Genomic DNA, 15,246 nt, shown 5'->3' on the forward strand with positions numbered 1-15,246 from the left:
CGCAGCACGCCACCGGTGCCCCGGATTTCAAAGATCCTCCTATGCTCGATAGTCCACGTTACCGCGTGCTGGAGGTGTTGCACCAAGGTGCGGACACGATCCTCTACCGCGCGCGGCGCGAGGAGGACGGCCGGCCGGTGGTGCTCAAGGTCCTGCGGCGCGACCACGCGAGCCCCCGCGCCCTCGGCAGGCTCCAGCACGAGCTCGAGGTCGCCACCGCCCTGAAGTCGCCCGTCGTCGTCCGGGCCTACGGGATCGAGCCGTTCCACGATCAGACGACCCTGGTCCTCGAGGACTTCGGCGGCCGCTCGCTCGACCGGCTGCTCGATGGCGACGCGCCGATGCGCGGGATGGCGATCGAGCGCTTCCTCCCCCTCGCCCTGCGCCTCGCCGCCGCGCTCGCCGAGATGCACCGGCGGCACGTCATTCACAAGGACATCAAGCCCCAGAACCTGCTCTACAACCCCGACACCGGCGAGGTGAAGATCACCGATCTCGGCATCGCCTCTCTCTCCCCCCGCGAGGCCCAGGAGCTCGCGCACGGCGGCCTCATCGAGGGCACGCTCGCCTACATGGCGCCAGAGCAGACGGGCCGCATGAACCGCCGGGTCGACGAGCGGACCGACCTGTACTCCCTCGGCGTCACCTTCTACGAGATGCTGACTGGCACCCTGCCCTTCCGCGCCAGCGATCCCGTCGAGTGGGTCTATTGCCACATCGCCCAGGCGCCAGAGGCGCCACACACGCTCGTCCCATCGATTCCACCGCAGCTCTCCGCCGTCGTCCTCAAGCTGCTCTCCAAGGCCGCCGAGGAGCGCTACCAGAGCGCGCTCGGCCTGCGCCACGATCTCGATCGGTGCTTTTCCCAGCTGCGCCAGAGCGGCCCCATCGAGCCCTTCCCGCTCGGACAGCGCGACGTCTCCGACCAGTTCCAGGTCCCGCAGCGGCTCTATGGCCGCGAGCGCGAACTCCAGGCCTTGGCCGCCGCCTTCGAGCGCGTGGTCGCCAGCGGCCGGCCAGAGCTCCTGCTCGTCTCGGGCTACTCGGGCATCGGCAAGTCCTCGCTCGTCGCCGAGCTGCACGGGCCCATCGTGCGCGAGCGCGGCTTCTTCCTCTCCGGCAAGTTCGATCAGCTGAAGCGCGACGTCCCCTACCGCCCCCTCCTTCACGCCTTCCGGGGGCTCGTGCAGGAGATCCTCGGCGCGAGCGAGGAGCAGGTCGAGCGCTGGAGAGAGCGCCTCCGCGAGGCCCTCGGCGCGAGCGGCGGGTTGCTCACCGACATGCTCCCCGAGCTCGCCCTGCTCCTCGGCCCGCAGCCGCCCGTGCCCGAGCTCCCCCCCGCCGAGGCCCAGAGCCGGCTTCTCGCCACGCTCCAGCGCTTCGTCGCCGCGTGCGCCCGGAAGGAGCACCCCGTCGCCCTCTTCCTCGACGACCTGCAATGGGCCGACCCCGGCAGCCTCCTTTTGCTCGAGCAGCTCGCCACCCTCGCGGGCGACGCGCACCTCCTCGTGATAGGCGCTTATCGCGACAACGAGGTCGGCCCCGCGCACCCGCTCCGGCTCACGCTCGCCGAGGCCCAGAAGCGCGGCGCCGCCGTCTCCGAGCTCGTCCTCGCGCCGCTCTCCGCAGCCCACGTCGGGGCGCTCGTCGCCGAGGCGGTCCACACACCGGAAGCGCAGGTCGAGCCGCTCTCAGGGCTGGTGTACGAGAAGACCGGCGGCAACCCCTTCTTCGTGCTCCAGTTCCTCATCACCCTGCACGACGAGGGGCTCATCACCTTCGATGCCGACGAGGGCGCATGGCGCTGGGACATCGCCGCCATCCGCGACAAGGGCTTCACCGACAACGTCGTCGAGCTGATGGTGGGCAAGCTGGAGCGGCTCCCCGTCGCCACGCGCGACGCGCTCAAGCTCGCCGCCTGCCTCGGCGGCAGCGGGGACCTCGACACCCTCGCGATCATCGCGCGAAGGCCGGCGGAGGCCCTGCGCACGGCGCTGGAGGAGGCCGTGCGGGAGGGGCTGTTGCTCCGCCGGGACAGCGCCTATCGCTTCCTCCACGACCGGGTGCAGCAAGCCGCTTATTCGCTCATCCCGCCAGGACAGCTCGCCGAGGTGCACCTCCGGATCGGCCAGCTGCTCTTGAAGGCACGGCGCGCGGAGGAGCCCGATGAGGCGCTCTTCGATGTCGTCGGCCACCTCAACCGCGGCGCCGCGCTCCTCCGTTCCCAGGCCGAGCGCGACGAGCTCGCCGCCCTCAACCTCCGCGCCGGCAGGAAGGCCAAGGCCGCCGCCGCCTACCAGTCTGCCGCCGCGCTCTTCGCGGCGGGCATGGCGCTCCTCGCGCAAGATCCCCGCGAGCGCTGGGAGACTCGGTACGATCTGACCTACGACCTGAGCCTCGAGCGCGCGCACGCCGCCTACGCCACCGGCAGCTTCGAGGAGGCGGAGCGGCTGCTCGACGAGCTCATGGAGCGCGCGAGGACGAAGATCGAGCGAGCCGCCGTCGTCGAGCTCGCCGTCACGCAGAACGTCACCCGCGGGCAGTGCGCCCGCGCCGTGGAGCTCGGGCTCTCATGCCTTCGCGCCTGGGACATCGAGCTGTCGCTCCCCGTCACCGACGCGCAGGTCGAAGAAGAGACCGAGAGCGTCCGGCAGGCCCTGGGCGGCCGGGCGATCGAGGATCTGGTCAACCTGCCCCCCATGGAGCACCCCGAGATCAAGGTCGCGATGCGCGTCCTCATGGGCGTGAACATCCCTGCCTATTTCGTGGATGTGAAGCTGCATTATCTGCTCCTCGTGCGGATGGTCAAGCTCAGCTTGCGCCACGGCAACGCGGAGAGCTCCGCCCAGGCGTACACCGCGTTCGCGCGGATGTTCGGCCCGCGGTTCGGGCAATACCGTGACGCCTACCTGTTCGGAAAGCTCGGCCACGACCTCGCGGACAGGGGCCACGCCCTCGCCACGAAGGGCGCGGTGTTCACCCTGTTCGGGCAGCAGATCGTCTTCTGGACGCGCCATTACCGGGAGACCGGCTTCACTGCTCGCCGCGGCTTCAACGCCGCGGTGGAGGGCGGCGACTGGAACAACGCATGTTACAATTGCATCTGGGCGGCGATGTTCCCGCTGCTCTCCGGCGAGCCGCTGGAGGACGCCCTCCACCTGACCGAGGACCGCCTCGCCTTCGTGCGCAAGGCCGGCTACGCGTTCGTCTATGACATCCTCCTCGGCGCCCGGCACCTCATCCAGGCGCTGCGCGGGCGGCCGGTCCATTACGCGATGCTGGATGGCGCCGAGCTGGATCAGGCGGCCTTCGAGGCGCGGCTCGGCCGGGAGGGGGCGATCGTCTCTGGCTGCTTCCACTTCAGCATGAAGGCTCAGGCGACGTTCGTCCTCGGTGCGCCCCGGGAGACGCTCGCGGCGACGACCCGTGTGGTCGTCGACTACGACTGGAAGTTCGACGCGTGCGCGCTGTACGCCGAGTGCTTCTATTATCGCGCGCTCGCGCTGGCCGCGCTCGTCGACGACGAGGACCGCGCGGCGGCGCCGTCGCCCCGGCCGGAGCTGCCGGACGGGCTGCTCGACTGCGAGCGGCAGCTCGGCGAGTGGGCCGCGAGCGGCCCCGACAACTTCCTCCACAAACACGCCCTGGTCCGCGCCGAGATCGCGCGGCTCCGCGGGCAGGACCTGGAGGCCATCGGCCTCTATGAGCAGGCCATCTCCTCGGCGCGCGAGGGCGGCTTCGTCCAGCACGAGGCCATCGCCTGCGAGCTCGCCGCCCGGCTCTACCGCGACCGCGGCCTGTCCACGCCCGCGGACGCTTACCTCCAGAAGGCCCGCGCCGCCTATTTCCGCTGGGGCGCCCACGCCAAGGTCGATCAGCTCGACCAGCGTTATCCCTTCCTCGTCGAGCGAAAGCCGATCGCACCCACCGTCACCTTCGCCGTCCGCGCCGAGCAGTTCGACGTCCTGTCCGTCGTCAAGGCCTCTCAGAGCATCTCGGGAGAGCTCAAGCTCCCGCGCCTGCTCGAGATGCTCCTGCGCACGGTGATCGAGCACGCAGGCGCCGGAGAGGGGTACGTGCTCCTGCTCCGGGAAGATCGCCTGTCGACCGCGGCGGCGATCGCCGCGTCCGGGGGCGCCACGCGGCTGCTCGACGCGGGCGAGGCGGCGGCGGACGCGCTGCCGCAATCCATTCTCAACTATGTTCGCCGGAGCCATGAGCGCGTGCTGCTCGACGACGCCGCCGGGCGGCACCCGTTCTCGGAGGACGAGTACTTCACGCGGAAGAAGCCGAGGTCCGTGCTGTGCCTGCCGATCGTGCGGCAAGCGCGGCTGCTCGGCCTGCTCTACCTGGAGAACAAGCTGGTGGCCGGGGCGTTCACCCCGGGGCGGCTCACCGTGCTCGAGCTGCTCGCCTCGCAGTCGGCCATCTCGCTCGAGAACGCCATGCTCTACACCGATATCGAGCAGGAGAACGCCGAGCGGCGCCGGGCGGAGCGGGAGCTCCGCGGGAGCCAGGCCACGCTGCAGGCCATCGTCGACAACTCGGCTGCGACCATCTACCTCAAGGATCGCGACGGCCGACACCTGCTCGTCAACCGGGAGGTGGGCCGCCTCCTGGGCATGCCGCCCGAGCAGATCATCGGCAAATCGACCACCGAGCTCTTCCCTTCCACGGATCTCGAGATCATCGCTGACAACGACCGGCGGGTGCTCGACTCGGGCGAGCCGCTGCAGTGCGAGGAGGTGGTGATGATGGAGGACGGGCCGCACACCTACCTGTCGCTCAAGTTCCCGCTCGGTGAGAGCGTCATGCCCGGCGTGCTCTGCGGCATCTCGACCGACATCACCGAGCGCAAGCGGGCCGAGCTCGCAGAGCGTTTCCTGGCCGACGCGAGCCGAAAGCTCATGGCCCTCGGCTACGGCGCCACCCTCGAGAGCATCGCGCAGCTCGCCGTGCCCGAGCTGGCCGATCGGTGCGTCATCGACGTGGACGTCGCCCAGGACGCCCCGGGGCGCACGGTCACCGCGGTCACCGCGGGCGTGCCGGTCGAGCTCGCAGGCGCGACGGCAGACGCCCTGCGGCCCCTGGCAGCGATCTCGCCGGAGCGGCCCGAGGTGGGCGACGTCCGCGCCGCGCCCCTGCTGGAGCAGCTCGGCATTCACTCCTTCCTCCGGGTCCCGCTCGTCGCGCGCGACCGGCGCTTCGGCGTCATGACCCTGCTGGCGGCCGCGCCGCGACGCCCTTACGGCCCTGCCGATCTGTGGTTGGCCCAGGAGCTGGCGAGCCGCGCCGCGCTCGCCCTCGACAACAGCCGTCTGTTCTCCGAGGCCCAGGTGGCGATCGAGCGCCGCGACGAGTTCCTCCTCGTCGCCTCCCACGAGCTCAAGACCCCGCTCACCTCGCTGAAGATGCAGGCCCACCTCCTCGCCCGGCTCCTGCCTCGCCTCCAGCGCGCCGAGGTCGCTCCGGAGCGCATCGACGCCGCCATCCAGGTCCTCAACCGCCAGATCGCGCGGCTCGCCCACCTGATCAACGAGCTGCTCGACGTCACCCGCCTGAACGCCGGCCGGCTCTCGCTCACGCGCGCGCCGGTCGATCTGGCGGCCCTGACGCGCGAGGTCGTCGAGCGGATGCACCAGCAGCTCGACGACGCCCGCTGCCGCACCCAGCTCGATCTGGAAGGGCCCGTGGTGGGCGACTGGGATGCTTCTCGCATGGAGCAGGTCCTCATCAACCTCCTGTCCAACGCGCTCAAGTACGGCGCGGGAGCCCCCATTCACGTCGTCGTGCGCTGCCTGGAAGGCCGCGCGCTGCTCGTCGTCCGCGACCACGGCATCGGCATCGCGGAGGCCGATCAGGCGAGGATCTTCGAGCGCTTCGAGCGCGCCGTCTCCGTCCGCAACTTCGGCGGCCTCGGGCTCGGCCTCTACATCGTTCGATGGATCGTCACCTCCCACGGCGGCACCATCCGCGTCGAGAGCAAGCCAGGCGCGGGCGCCGCGTTCATCATCGAGCTGCCTTTGCGCCCGGCAGAGGCGGAGACGGACGGCCAAGAGGATCTGCAGCCGACGGCATAGCGCCGCGTCGCGCAGGATCTTATCGTCCTCGAGCTCAACCCAGTACAAGCCCCCATTTCCAGTACATGCCGACCACGGACGAGGCGCCGCCGCGATCTTGCGCGCATCGCCTCAACGTGGTCGAGCGCTGCGTGCGGCGCCTGCGCTGGCCAGCCCTTGGTGGCCGGCTGTCCGGCCACCGGCGTCGTCTTGCGCGTCCCCGGCGTGCCGTGCGGGGAGAGGGCGCGTTGGCGCGCTGCCTGGATACTGGCATTGCTCTTGCCATCTTCACGAGTCATCAGGCGACCGACGGCGCGGGCGTTACCTCGCCGGAGCTGCCCGCGTTGCAAGGGTATGCGGTCGCCGAAGACGGAGGTGCGCCATGAGAATAGAGATCCTTGATGGCTGGAATGAGGGCAACAAGAACACGGCCGGCCTGAAGAAAAGGGAGGTCGAGTGGATCGTGCAGACCGCGCTGGAAAACACGAGCTTCGGCACGAAAAAAACTGTCGTGAAGGTGTCGGCGGGCGGTCACACGTCGCCCTCGGATCCCGTCATGCACATCACCGCCACGATCACCGGGGACATGGACGTCGAGGTTCACATTCACATCCACGACCCATTGGGGTTCTGGGAGTACGATTGGGCGAACGGCACGACCGGAGTGAACCCGTGCTTCGAGCAGCCCGTCACGCTGACGTATTAGCCGCGTCGCTTCAGCGGGCGCGGTGACCGCACGCCCTGGTCGGTGATGCGCATCGGCCCCGCGACGGCCCGCGCTGGCAAGATCTCGCCGAGGCGCCCCGGCAAACCATTGCCGGCGGCGGCAAGATCTTGCCGTCGCCGGCCGCGCGCACCGGTCGGAGCTCGATCTCGAAGAGCCCGTGGTGGGCAGCTGGGATGCGACGCGCATGGAGCAGGTCCTCATCAACCTCCTGTCCAGCGCGCTCAAGTACGGCGCGGGGGCCCCATTCACGTCGTCGTGCGCGGCCTGGAAGGCCGCGCGCTGCTCATCGTCCGCGATCACGGCATGGGCATCGCGGAAGCCGATCAGGCCAGGATCTTCGAGCGCTTCGAGCGCGCCGTCTCCGTCCGCAACTTCGGCGGTCTCGGACTCGGCCTCTACATCGTTCGGTGGATCGTCACCTCCCACGGCGGCACCATCCGCGTCGAGAGCAAGCCGGGCGCGGGCGCTGCGTTCATCATCGAGCTTCCTTTCCACCCGGTGGAGGCGGGGTCGGAGACGGCGGCGGACGGCCACGGGGCGCCTCCCCCGCGGGCGTAGCTCCGCGTAACCCAGGTTCTTCCCAGGCACGGGCACGGGACGACGACCGGCGAAGCGCTCGTCTCCGATACGAGGTCCCATCTTCGAGCGCAGGCCCTGCTGAATCGGACGAAAGCGTGCTTACCGGTGGACGATCCCGATGGAGATGGGTCAAACATCGATGGATCAACCCGGGTCAGGTGGCAATCCGGGCAGGGTCAGCAGGACGAGTATGTTGGATAGGTCTCCCCTGAACGCAAGGAGTCCGTATGCCGGGAGATAGTCTATTTTCTGCGGGATGGTGGCTCAGGCTCTTCCTCCGGCTCGCGGCGCTCGGTCTGCTGCTCGTGCTCGCAGGCGCGCTGCTCAAGGCGCACCTCATGATCTTCATCGGAATAGGGCTCTGCATGCCTTTCCCTCCGGTGCTCTTCCTGATGATGATCGTGCGCGGCACGGCCATGCTGCTGGAGAAAAAGAGAGACGGCACGACGGGGAGAGAGTAGGCCGCGCCAGGGCGCACGGGATCGAGGTGGCCGCGAGCATCCCTGCGGCGGCGCCGCGTCATCGCGCCACCCCCGCTTCGCCCTCGCGCTCGGCACCGGTGCGGTGCGCACACCACGCGTGACGCCCGCGATGGAGGCTGGGCTCACCGGGCACGTGTGGAGCCTGGAGGACCCTCTCGACGCCCTCCGGCTTGAGTTTCATCTGTCCCGGGAGCCTCTCGACGCCCTCCGGCTTGAGTTTCATCTGTCCCGGGAGCCTCTCGACGCCCTCCGGCTCGAGCTTCATCCCTGCCGGGAGCCTCTCGACGCCCTCCGGCTTGAGTTTCATCTGTCCCGGGAGCCTCTCGACGCCCTCCGGCTCGAGCTTCATCCCTGCCGGGAGCCTCTCGACGCCCTCCGGCTTGAGTTTCATCTGTCCCGGGAGCCTCTCGACGCCCTCCGGCTCGAGCTTCATCCCTGCCGGGAGCCTCTCGACGCCCTCCGGCTTGAGTTTCATCTGTCCCGGGAGCCTCTCGACGCCCTCCGGCTCGAGCTTCATCCCTGCCGGGAGCCTCTCGCGCTGACCCCATGCGTGTCGCCGCGGTCACGGAGAAGCGCCTGGCGCGCCACCGGCGCGGGCTGGGTGGACGGCCGCTGCGAGAGCGAGCGGTGGGATGAACGTCATGCGCTGGCGCTCCCTCTCTGCGGGCCGATCGCGGATCGGCCCCTCGCCGCCGAGCGCCTCGACCCGCCATGGATCGCCGGGATCACGGGATCGTGTCGTCGACGTAGTATCCGGCGCTTCCCACCGGGACCGTCACGGCCCCGGAGCCAATGGCGAACGCCCCGTTCGGCGTGATGTTGGCCGGGTTCTGTCCTTGCCCGATGGTCTGGTACCAGGTCAGCCGCGTGATCTCTCCGCCGCCCGTGTCGAGCCGCAGGTGCACGGTGCCGCTGTCATAGCGGTATCCACCGCTCACCTGGTCGCTCGAGAACCCTGTCCAGGAGGAGCTCACCGGCAGCTGAAATTGCTGCGTTCCGCTCTGCGCCGGCGGCGCGCCGGTGCCGTCCGTGTGGCTGAAGCTCACGCCCTTCTTGCCGAGGTACTGCAGGCTCGCCGTTGTCACATAGACGTACTCGGTGTTCGCCTGGTAGCTGCCCACGTTGCTCCCGCCGATGGCAAGGACCCGAAAGAACGGCTGGCCGTTCGAGAAGGTCGCCGTGTACAGCCGCCATGGGGTCAACATGCCAGGGTCGAGCTGCGCTTCGCTCACCGAGTCGACCTCCTCTTCTCCTGGTTGCTCTATCCGCTCGGCGACGATGCAGCCCGACGCCGCCAGTATCGCGAAGACCGCCGTCCCTGCCTGCACCAACATGCTCTGCGCTTGCATACGAGCCGAACCTCTCTATGTGTTTTCATGGCCCCGATCCGCCGGGGAGCCGACGATCCCGGGAGGCCTGCCGGACCCCAAGTAAATGGAGTAAACGAAGCGGAGATCGGCGGGATCCTCCGCGAGCTTTGCCTCCGGCGCGAGATCGAAATGGCGACAAGCGCATGAAGGCGGTACGTTCAGGAGGCTGACGGGGGAGGCTGGCGGGATCGATCGAGCACCATGATCCCGCTGGCGCGCAGAGGTCCCTGATCGGCACAAGCCGGCACGACTCGGCACGAATTCAGGGGGCCGCCATCGCCAGCGCCGAGCGCTGCGTCGACGGAATCAGCGGGAGACGAGGTCCGTCATCCAGGGCACGTCGGGGGTCGTTCTCAGGACCGTGCGGGCCCACTGCTGGTCGTCCATGCGCTCGAAGTCCTCGGTGACGGCCTCGAAGTACGACGAGGCGAGCCCCACGAACGCGCGAGGCGCGCCGCCGCAGGGATCGGCCGTCACGACCATGAGCCGCGGCAGGCCGGTGCCCACGTGCAGCACGCGGCCGACCGGCACGCCGTTCTCGGTCGGCTGGGTGTGCACGTCGGCGATCGTCGGATCCTGCTCCAGGCTCTTCATCTGGTCGAAGAAGAGCTGCATGTACCACCCCTCGACATAGGGCGCACCGCACCCTTGCGGCTGGACCTTCACGGCCTTGTTGATGAAATCGAGGTGCTCCTGGGTGAGGGGCAGGCCGGCGCGCTCGTTCGCGGCCATCTCGCCGAGCGTCCGCGCGACGTCGTGGAGCTGCGAGAAGTACGCCGACACCCTCTCCCCGAGCTGCGGCGCGCTCGACAGATCGAGCGCGCCGACGATCTCGACGCCGTGCTCGGCCAGCTCGGCGATGCGCGTGAAGAAAGACGGGTACGGGTCGACGTACGCGTCCGGGAACTCGCACGTGTCCCCGCCCGTGTACGACTGCTTGGCGTAGAGCAGGGTGTCGTGGCGGAGCTCGGCCCAGGAGGCGAGCTGGGTGCTCAGCAGCCGCCGGCCCCACGCCTCGGTCTTCGTCACGCCGGGCAGCCCCTCACCGTCGCCGATCGCGCGCGCCGGCGACAGCTCCCGCAGCGCGCCGAGCCAGCGGTTGTAGAGGTTCTTGCCCCAGAAGTCCTCGGGGTGCGCGTCGACGAGCACGCGCATCATGTGCAGGTCCGGCGCGTAGCCGAACTGCCCGAGCTCGGGGGCGAGCAGCTGGCCCGCCTGATCGTTGCCGAGCGCGGCGAAGCCCACGTCGAGCGGGTTCGGCATCATGCGCTTGACGGCGCCGCCCTGCACCCGGTCGAAGACCACGTTCGAGAAGACGTGGGAGTCGACGACGTACCGCTGGCCGAGCAGCGCGAAGCTCGACGAGAGGGGCAATGTGCCCTCGCCGAGCCCGTTGATCATGATGTGGCTCGAGATCCGCTGGGTGCCGTAGCCCCCCTTCACGATCACGTCGGCGATCCGCGCGTCCGGGACGCCGGCGAGGCCGGAGGCGTCGCTGAGGCCGAGGTCGGCGAGCAGGTCGTCGAGCTCCGGCAGGGTCATGTAGTCGCTCTCGCCGACGAAGGCCTGGACGGCGTCGTCGATGCGCTTGTAGCGCGCGAGCGTCTCCGCGTCGGCCAGGGCGCGCAGCATGTACGCTCCCTCGAGGTGCCGCCGCTGGAAGCGCTGGGTGCCGTCCTCCTGGGTCTCGAGGAAGCGGAAATCCACGCGGCCGAGCCACATCATGCCGCGGAAGTAGCGCGCGAGCTCGGGGTGCAGCTCGTCGATGTAGTGGCCGCGGGGCTCGAACTGCGAGAAGTCCATGAGCCGCTCGGAGCCGAAGAGGCGGACCTTTCCCATGCCGTCGTGGGCCTCGGCGCCCGCGACGAGCTCGTCGATCGCCGCGGCGCTGGCGCCCGCGACGGGGGCGACGGGCGCGCCCTCGAGCAGCGCGAGCGCGACGGCCGTGAAGAGATCCGCGTCTGCGCGCGCCTCGGCGCCGAGCTCTGCTCCGGCGCCCTCGGCGAGCCGCGCGCGCATCTGCTTCAGCATCGTCCCGAGCTCGGGCGCGAGCGAGGCGCGCTCCACCGCCTTCAGGATCTCGTCGTACGAGCGGTGGACCGCGAACAGGATCGAGTCCGCGGACACGTAGAGCGGCAGGTCGAGCGCGTAGATGCTGCTGTAGCCGTAGACGAAGGTCGGGAAGGACTTCTTGCTCGAGATGACGAAGCCGTTCTCGGAGAGCTTCGCGAGCTCGCCCTCGTCGAGGGCGAGCGCGGTGCCCTGGAGGAGCGAGAGGCCCGCGGCCTCCGCCGGCGCATAGGACAGGCCCGACGCGAAGGGGACGGGGTACCGCGAGGCGAAGTCCTCGGCGGTCATGCTCGCCGAGGCCTCCTGTTCGGCGAGCAGCGCGGTGAGCTCCGCCTGCTGCTCGGGCCCGAGCTCCGTGGCCGGCAGCTGGGTGCCGCCGGCGCCGGGCGCGGGCTGGCTCCCCTCCCCCGAACAGCCGGCGGCGAGGGCGACGAGGATCGGGACGACGTGAAGGCGAAGAAGCAGGTTGCGCATCGTGCTCCCCTTTCGAAGCGTGCCCCTCGGCCCGGGGCGCGACGGCTTCGCAAGCAAAGGTGGTGCCGTGGGCTCTTCTCCGGCCTCGGGGACGATCGCGCGACCCCCTGAGCCGTGAGCCTCCCCTCGCGGGACTTCAGCAGAGGAGCCCTGTTTGACCCGTCCCTTGAAGCTCGTCCGACCACCGCCGCCCGCCCCGAAGCGGGCCTTCGCGGGCGACGACGCGACCCTCGTGCACGCGTTCCGGCGGGGCGACCCGGGGGCGCGCGCCGCGCTCTACGACCGGTTCGCGGATCACGTCCACCGGGTGCTCTACCGGCTGCTGGGCTTCAGCCACGACCTGGCCGACCTGCACCACGACGTCTTCGTCCGCGCGCTCGGCTCGCTGCCGGGCCTGGAGGACCCGAGCGCGCTCAAGGGCTGGCTCACGATGATCGCCGTGCACGTGGCGCGATCGTCGATCACCCGCAGGAAGCGGCGCAGCTGGCTCTGGTTCCTGCCGAGCGAGGAGCTGCCCGAGGTCGAGTCCGGCGCGGCGTCGGGCGACGTGCTGGACGCCTTGCGCGCGACCTACGCGGTCCTCGACGCGCTCCCGGTGGACGAGCGCATCGCCTTCGCGCTCCGGTTCATCGACGGGATGGAGCTCACCGAGGTCGCCGCGGCGTGCGAGACCTCGCTCGCGACGATCAAGCGGCGGCTCGCCCGCGCCAGCGCCCGCTTCGAGGCCGAAGCCCGCAAGCAACCCGCGCTCGAGGCGTGGCTCGATGGAGGTACCCGGTGGGGCAATCCGAGCGCCCGCTGACCGCCCTGGGGCGGCACGTGGCCGAGCTGCAGGACCGGGCGCCGGCGGCGCGGCTCGATCGCGAGCGCGGGCGAGCGCGGCTGCTCGCGGCGGCGCGGCTGCCCGATACGGAGCGAGCCGATCGTGGATCGGGGCTCCGCCACGGGTCCCCCGGAGCGCCGCGGCTGGCGAGGCTCCGCGGCGATGGCGCGGCGAGCGGCCCCGGACTGCCGGCGCCTGGAAGGTCGTTCGCGGCGCGGCGCGCCGCCTCGCTGGCAGCGGCGGCGCTGGTCGTCGCCGCGCTCGCCGTGGCGTTCGTGGCGCGCCCCCGCGCTCCCATGCGCTTCGAGCTCGGGACGGCCGAGCCAGGGGTCGTCGGCGCGTGGATCGCCGCGCCGACCACGGCGGAGCTGCCGATCCGGTTCTCCGACGGCTCGCTGCTCCGCCTCGCGCCCGGGGGGCGCGCCCGCGTCGCCTCGGTGGACGCGGACGGCGCGGAGCTCTCCCTCGAGCGAGGCGCGCTCGATCTCTCGGTCATCCACCGCGAGGGCGCGCGCTGGACGGTGCGGGTCGGGCCGTTCCAGGTCCACGTGATCGGGACGCGCTTCGAGACCCGCTGGAACCCGGAGACCGAGCAGCTCGTGGTCGCGCTGCGCGAGGGGGCGATCACGGTCTCCGGGCCGGTGGTGGGTGATGCGCGCGCCGTGCGCGCCGGCGAGCGGCTCACCATCTCGGCCGCGACGAACACCCTCGCGGTGGGCTCGATCGACGCCGCCTCGGGCCTCACCTCGACGGCGGCCCCCCAGGGCGCGCCTGCCCCGAGCGCGGCCGCTCCAGGCGCGCCTGCCCCGAGCGAAGCCGCTCCAGGCGCGGCGCCCTCGGGCGCGGCCGCTCCGAGCGCGGCGCCCTCGATGAGTGGGCCTTTCGCGACCGCCCGCGCCCCGGGCGCCGGGACGGCCGCGCTGGAAGGGCGAGCGGGCGGCGGGGGCTCGGTCGCTCCCCTGCCCGCGCGCCGAGAGGCGTCGTCGTGGCGCGCCCTGGCCCTCGAGGCCAGGTACAGGGACGCCCTGGCCGCCGCGGAGGGCGACGGCTTCGACGCGCTCTGCGATGCAGCGAGCGCGAGCGATCTGCGCGCGCTCGGCGACGCCGCCCGGCTCGGCGGGAGCCCGGCGCGCGCCGCCCAGGCCTTCGCCTCCCTCCGCGCCCGGTTCCCTGGCTCGCCCGAGGCGGCGTCGGCCGCGTTCATGCTGGGGAGGATCGCCCAGGACCAGAGCAAGGACCACGCGGCCGCCGCAGGCTGGTTCGCCCGGTACCTGAGCGAGCAGCCGGCGGGCCCGTTCGCCGCCGACGCCGCGGGGCGCCTCGTCGAGGCGGAGGACAGGCGGGGCGACGAGGCGGGCGCCCGGAGGGCGGCCGAGCAGTACCTCGCCGCTCATCCGAGCGGCTCGCACGCGGGGTACGCGAAGCACGTGCTCGCGCGCGGCGCGAAGGCGGTCACCCCCGGAGGCTCGCCTGCCAGGCCAGTCACCCCCGGAGGCTCGCCCGGCGAGCCGGGCCCTGCCGCCGAGCCTCCGGCGCCGTGAGACGCCGCTCCGCGACGCTCCTCCTCCTCGCCGGGGCCGCGCTCGCCGCCGGGGCCTCGCTCGCGGAGGGCGCGCGCGCCGACGAGACCCGGACCGAAGCCTCCTCGACCATCGCTGTCCTCTGCGCCCCAGGCGATCGCTTCGGCCTGCGGATCGTGGCCGAGATCGAGTCGCTGGGCTTCCGGGCGGAGCGCCTCGACCCCGCGGCCGAGCCGGCGTCGCGCGCGTCCCTCGAGGCCTCGGCGCGCGAGGTGGGCGCCATCGCCGCGATCCGCGCCGTCCCCTCCGAGCGCGGCGTCGAGATCTGGATCGCCGATCGGGTGACCGGCAAGACCGTCCTCCGCGAGATGGCGGACGACGGCGGCACGCTCGACCGCGACGCGGCGCTCGCGCTCCGCGCCGTCGAGCTCCTGCGCGCCAGCCTCCTCGAGGTCGGCCTGCCCGCGCCCCCGCCCGGAGAGGTGCCCGCGACGCCCGAGATCCGCGAGAAGCTGCGGGTGCGCGCGCCGGACACGCCGCCCGCGCCGGCCCAGAGGCCGTCGCCGGCGCTCCGGCTCTCGCTCGCTCCCGGCGTGCTGCTGAGCCCAGGCGGCTTCGGCGCGGAGGTCAGCGTCGATGTCGGCCTCTCCTGGATGCCGAGCGAGCACGTCGGCGCGATCGCGTTCGCCGCGATTCCGCTCAGCCCTCACCGGATCGAGCGATCGCAAGGCACCGCCGATCTCTCCGTCCTGCTCGCCGGTGGGGGCGCGCGCTTCCAGCTGGCCCCGCGCGACACCCCGTGGACGGCCTCGGCAGACTTCGGCTTCTCGGCCGTGTTGCTCTGGAGCTCGGGGGTTTCCAGCCAAGGCTTCCGCTCGAGCGCATCCGCCGCGGTGGCCGCCAGCCCCTTCGCGGGCGTCGGCCTCTCCTTCGCCCTGACCCCGCGTTTCCGGCTGCGCGCCGACGCCCTCGCCAGCGTGCTCGTCCAGGGAGTCTCCGTCCGGTTCGTCGAGCGAGAGACGGCGACCTGGGGCAAGCCGTTCATCCTCTCTTCGGCCGGCATCGAGCTCGATCTGTTTTTATGAGCCGCCGTCTCGCGCCGGAGGGACTTCACCTCTGGAGCCTGGCCTGGAGGTCGTTCG

Annotated in this window: 9 protein-coding genes and 1 pseudogene; 7 read left to right on the forward strand and 3 right to left on the reverse strand. The window is 71.3% G+C overall.

Annotated elements, in window-relative coordinates; all coding sequences use genetic code 11:
* Positions 1–41 precede the first annotated feature (41 nt).
* The 4 genes and pseudogenes from WMF14_RS30220 (at position 42) to WMF14_RS30235 (ending at position 7,826) form a co-directional block, all read left to right on the forward strand.
* Positions 42–6,080 (forward strand): AAA family ATPase, encoded by a 6,039-nt coding sequence (locus WMF14_RS30220; RefSeq protein ID WP_437791706.1) that lies wholly within the window; start codon positions 42–44, stop codon positions 6,078–6,080.
* A 361-nt stretch (positions 6,081–6,441) separates the two neighbouring features.
* Positions 6,442–6,765, forward strand: a complete 324-nt coding sequence (locus WMF14_RS30225) for a hypothetical protein (protein ID WP_437791708.1) — start codon at positions 6,442–6,444, stop codon at positions 6,763–6,765.
* Between the two features lie 151 nt (positions 6,766–6,916).
* Positions 6,917–7,344: pseudogene (locus tag WMF14_RS30230) on the forward strand (sensor histidine kinase); the annotation flags it as partial.
* Positions 7,345–7,592: 248 nt separating this feature from the next.
* Complete coding sequence (locus WMF14_RS30235) at positions 7,593–7,826, forward strand: hypothetical protein (protein WP_437791711.1); 234 nt, start codon at positions 7,593–7,595, stop codon at positions 7,824–7,826.
* A 58-nt stretch (positions 7,827–7,884) separates the two neighbouring features.
* Here the strand turns inward: WMF14_RS30235 and WMF14_RS30240 are convergent, their stop codons facing one another.
* The 3 genes from WMF14_RS30240 to WMF14_RS30250 all read right to left on the reverse strand — a co-directional run bounded on the left by WMF14_RS30240 (position 7,885) and on the right by WMF14_RS30250 (position 11,761).
* Positions 7,885–8,364 (reverse strand): hypothetical protein, encoded by a 480-nt coding sequence (locus WMF14_RS30240; protein ID WP_437791714.1) that lies wholly within the window; start codon positions 8,362–8,364, stop codon positions 7,885–7,887.
* A gap of 208 nt (positions 8,365–8,572) precedes the next feature.
* Positions 8,573–9,196, reverse strand: a complete 624-nt coding sequence (locus tag WMF14_RS30245; RefSeq protein WP_437791716.1) for a hypothetical protein — start codon at positions 9,194–9,196, stop codon at positions 8,573–8,575.
* Between the two features lie 327 nt (positions 9,197–9,523).
* Complete coding sequence (locus WMF14_RS30250; RefSeq protein ID WP_437791719.1) at positions 9,524–11,761, reverse strand: DUF3160 domain-containing protein; 2,238 nt, start codon at positions 11,759–11,761, stop codon at positions 9,524–9,526.
* 154 nt (positions 11,762–11,915) lie between these two features.
* Between WMF14_RS30250 and WMF14_RS30255 the strand changes: the two genes are divergently transcribed.
* From WMF14_RS30255 to WMF14_RS30265, 3 genes are read left to right on the forward strand one after another with little or no spacing between them, the layout of a single operon-like run.
* Positions 11,916–12,563, forward strand: coding sequence for an RNA polymerase sigma factor (locus WMF14_RS30255; protein ID WP_012238084.1), 648 nt, complete (start codon positions 11,916–11,918; stop codon positions 12,561–12,563).
* Positions 12,539–14,125, forward strand: a complete 1,587-nt coding sequence (locus WMF14_RS30260; protein WP_437791721.1) for a FecR domain-containing protein — start codon at positions 12,539–12,541, stop codon at positions 14,123–14,125. Before WMF14_RS30255 ends, WMF14_RS30260 begins: the two co-directional genes overlap by 25 nt.
* Positions 14,122–15,189, forward strand: coding sequence for a hypothetical protein (locus WMF14_RS30265; RefSeq protein WP_437791724.1), 1,068 nt, complete (start codon positions 14,122–14,124; stop codon positions 15,187–15,189). Before WMF14_RS30260 ends, WMF14_RS30265 begins: the two co-directional genes overlap by 4 nt.
* The last annotated feature ends 57 nt before the right edge of the window (positions 15,190–15,246 follow it).

It is taken from the genome of Sorangium sp. So ce693, assembly GCF_051521375.1.
Taxonomy (GTDB): Bacteria; Myxococcota_A; Polyangia; order Polyangiales; family Polyangiaceae; genus Sorangium; species Sorangium atrum.

Coding starts and splice junctions, on each gene's coding strand:
- WMF14_RS30220 (WP_437791706.1), top strand. CDS start 42: ATGCTCGATAGTCCACGTTACCGCGTGCTGGAGGTGTTGCACCAAGGT.
- WMF14_RS30225 (WP_437791708.1), top strand. CDS start 6,442: ATGAGAATAGAGATCCTTGATGGCTGGAATGAGGGCAACAAGAACACG.
- WMF14_RS30235 (WP_437791711.1), top strand. CDS start 7,593: ATGCCGGGAGATAGTCTATTTTCTGCGGGATGGTGGCTCAGGCTCTTC.
- WMF14_RS30240 (WP_437791714.1), bottom strand. CDS start 8,364: ATGAAGCTCGAGCCGGAGGGCGTCGAGAGGCTCCCGGGACAGATGAAA.
- WMF14_RS30245 (WP_437791716.1), bottom strand. CDS start 9,196: ATGCAAGCGCAGAGCATGTTGGTGCAGGCAGGGACGGCGGTCTTCGCG.
- WMF14_RS30250 (WP_437791719.1), bottom strand. CDS start 11,761: ATGCGCAACCTGCTTCTTCGCCTTCACGTCGTCCCGATCCTCGTCGCC.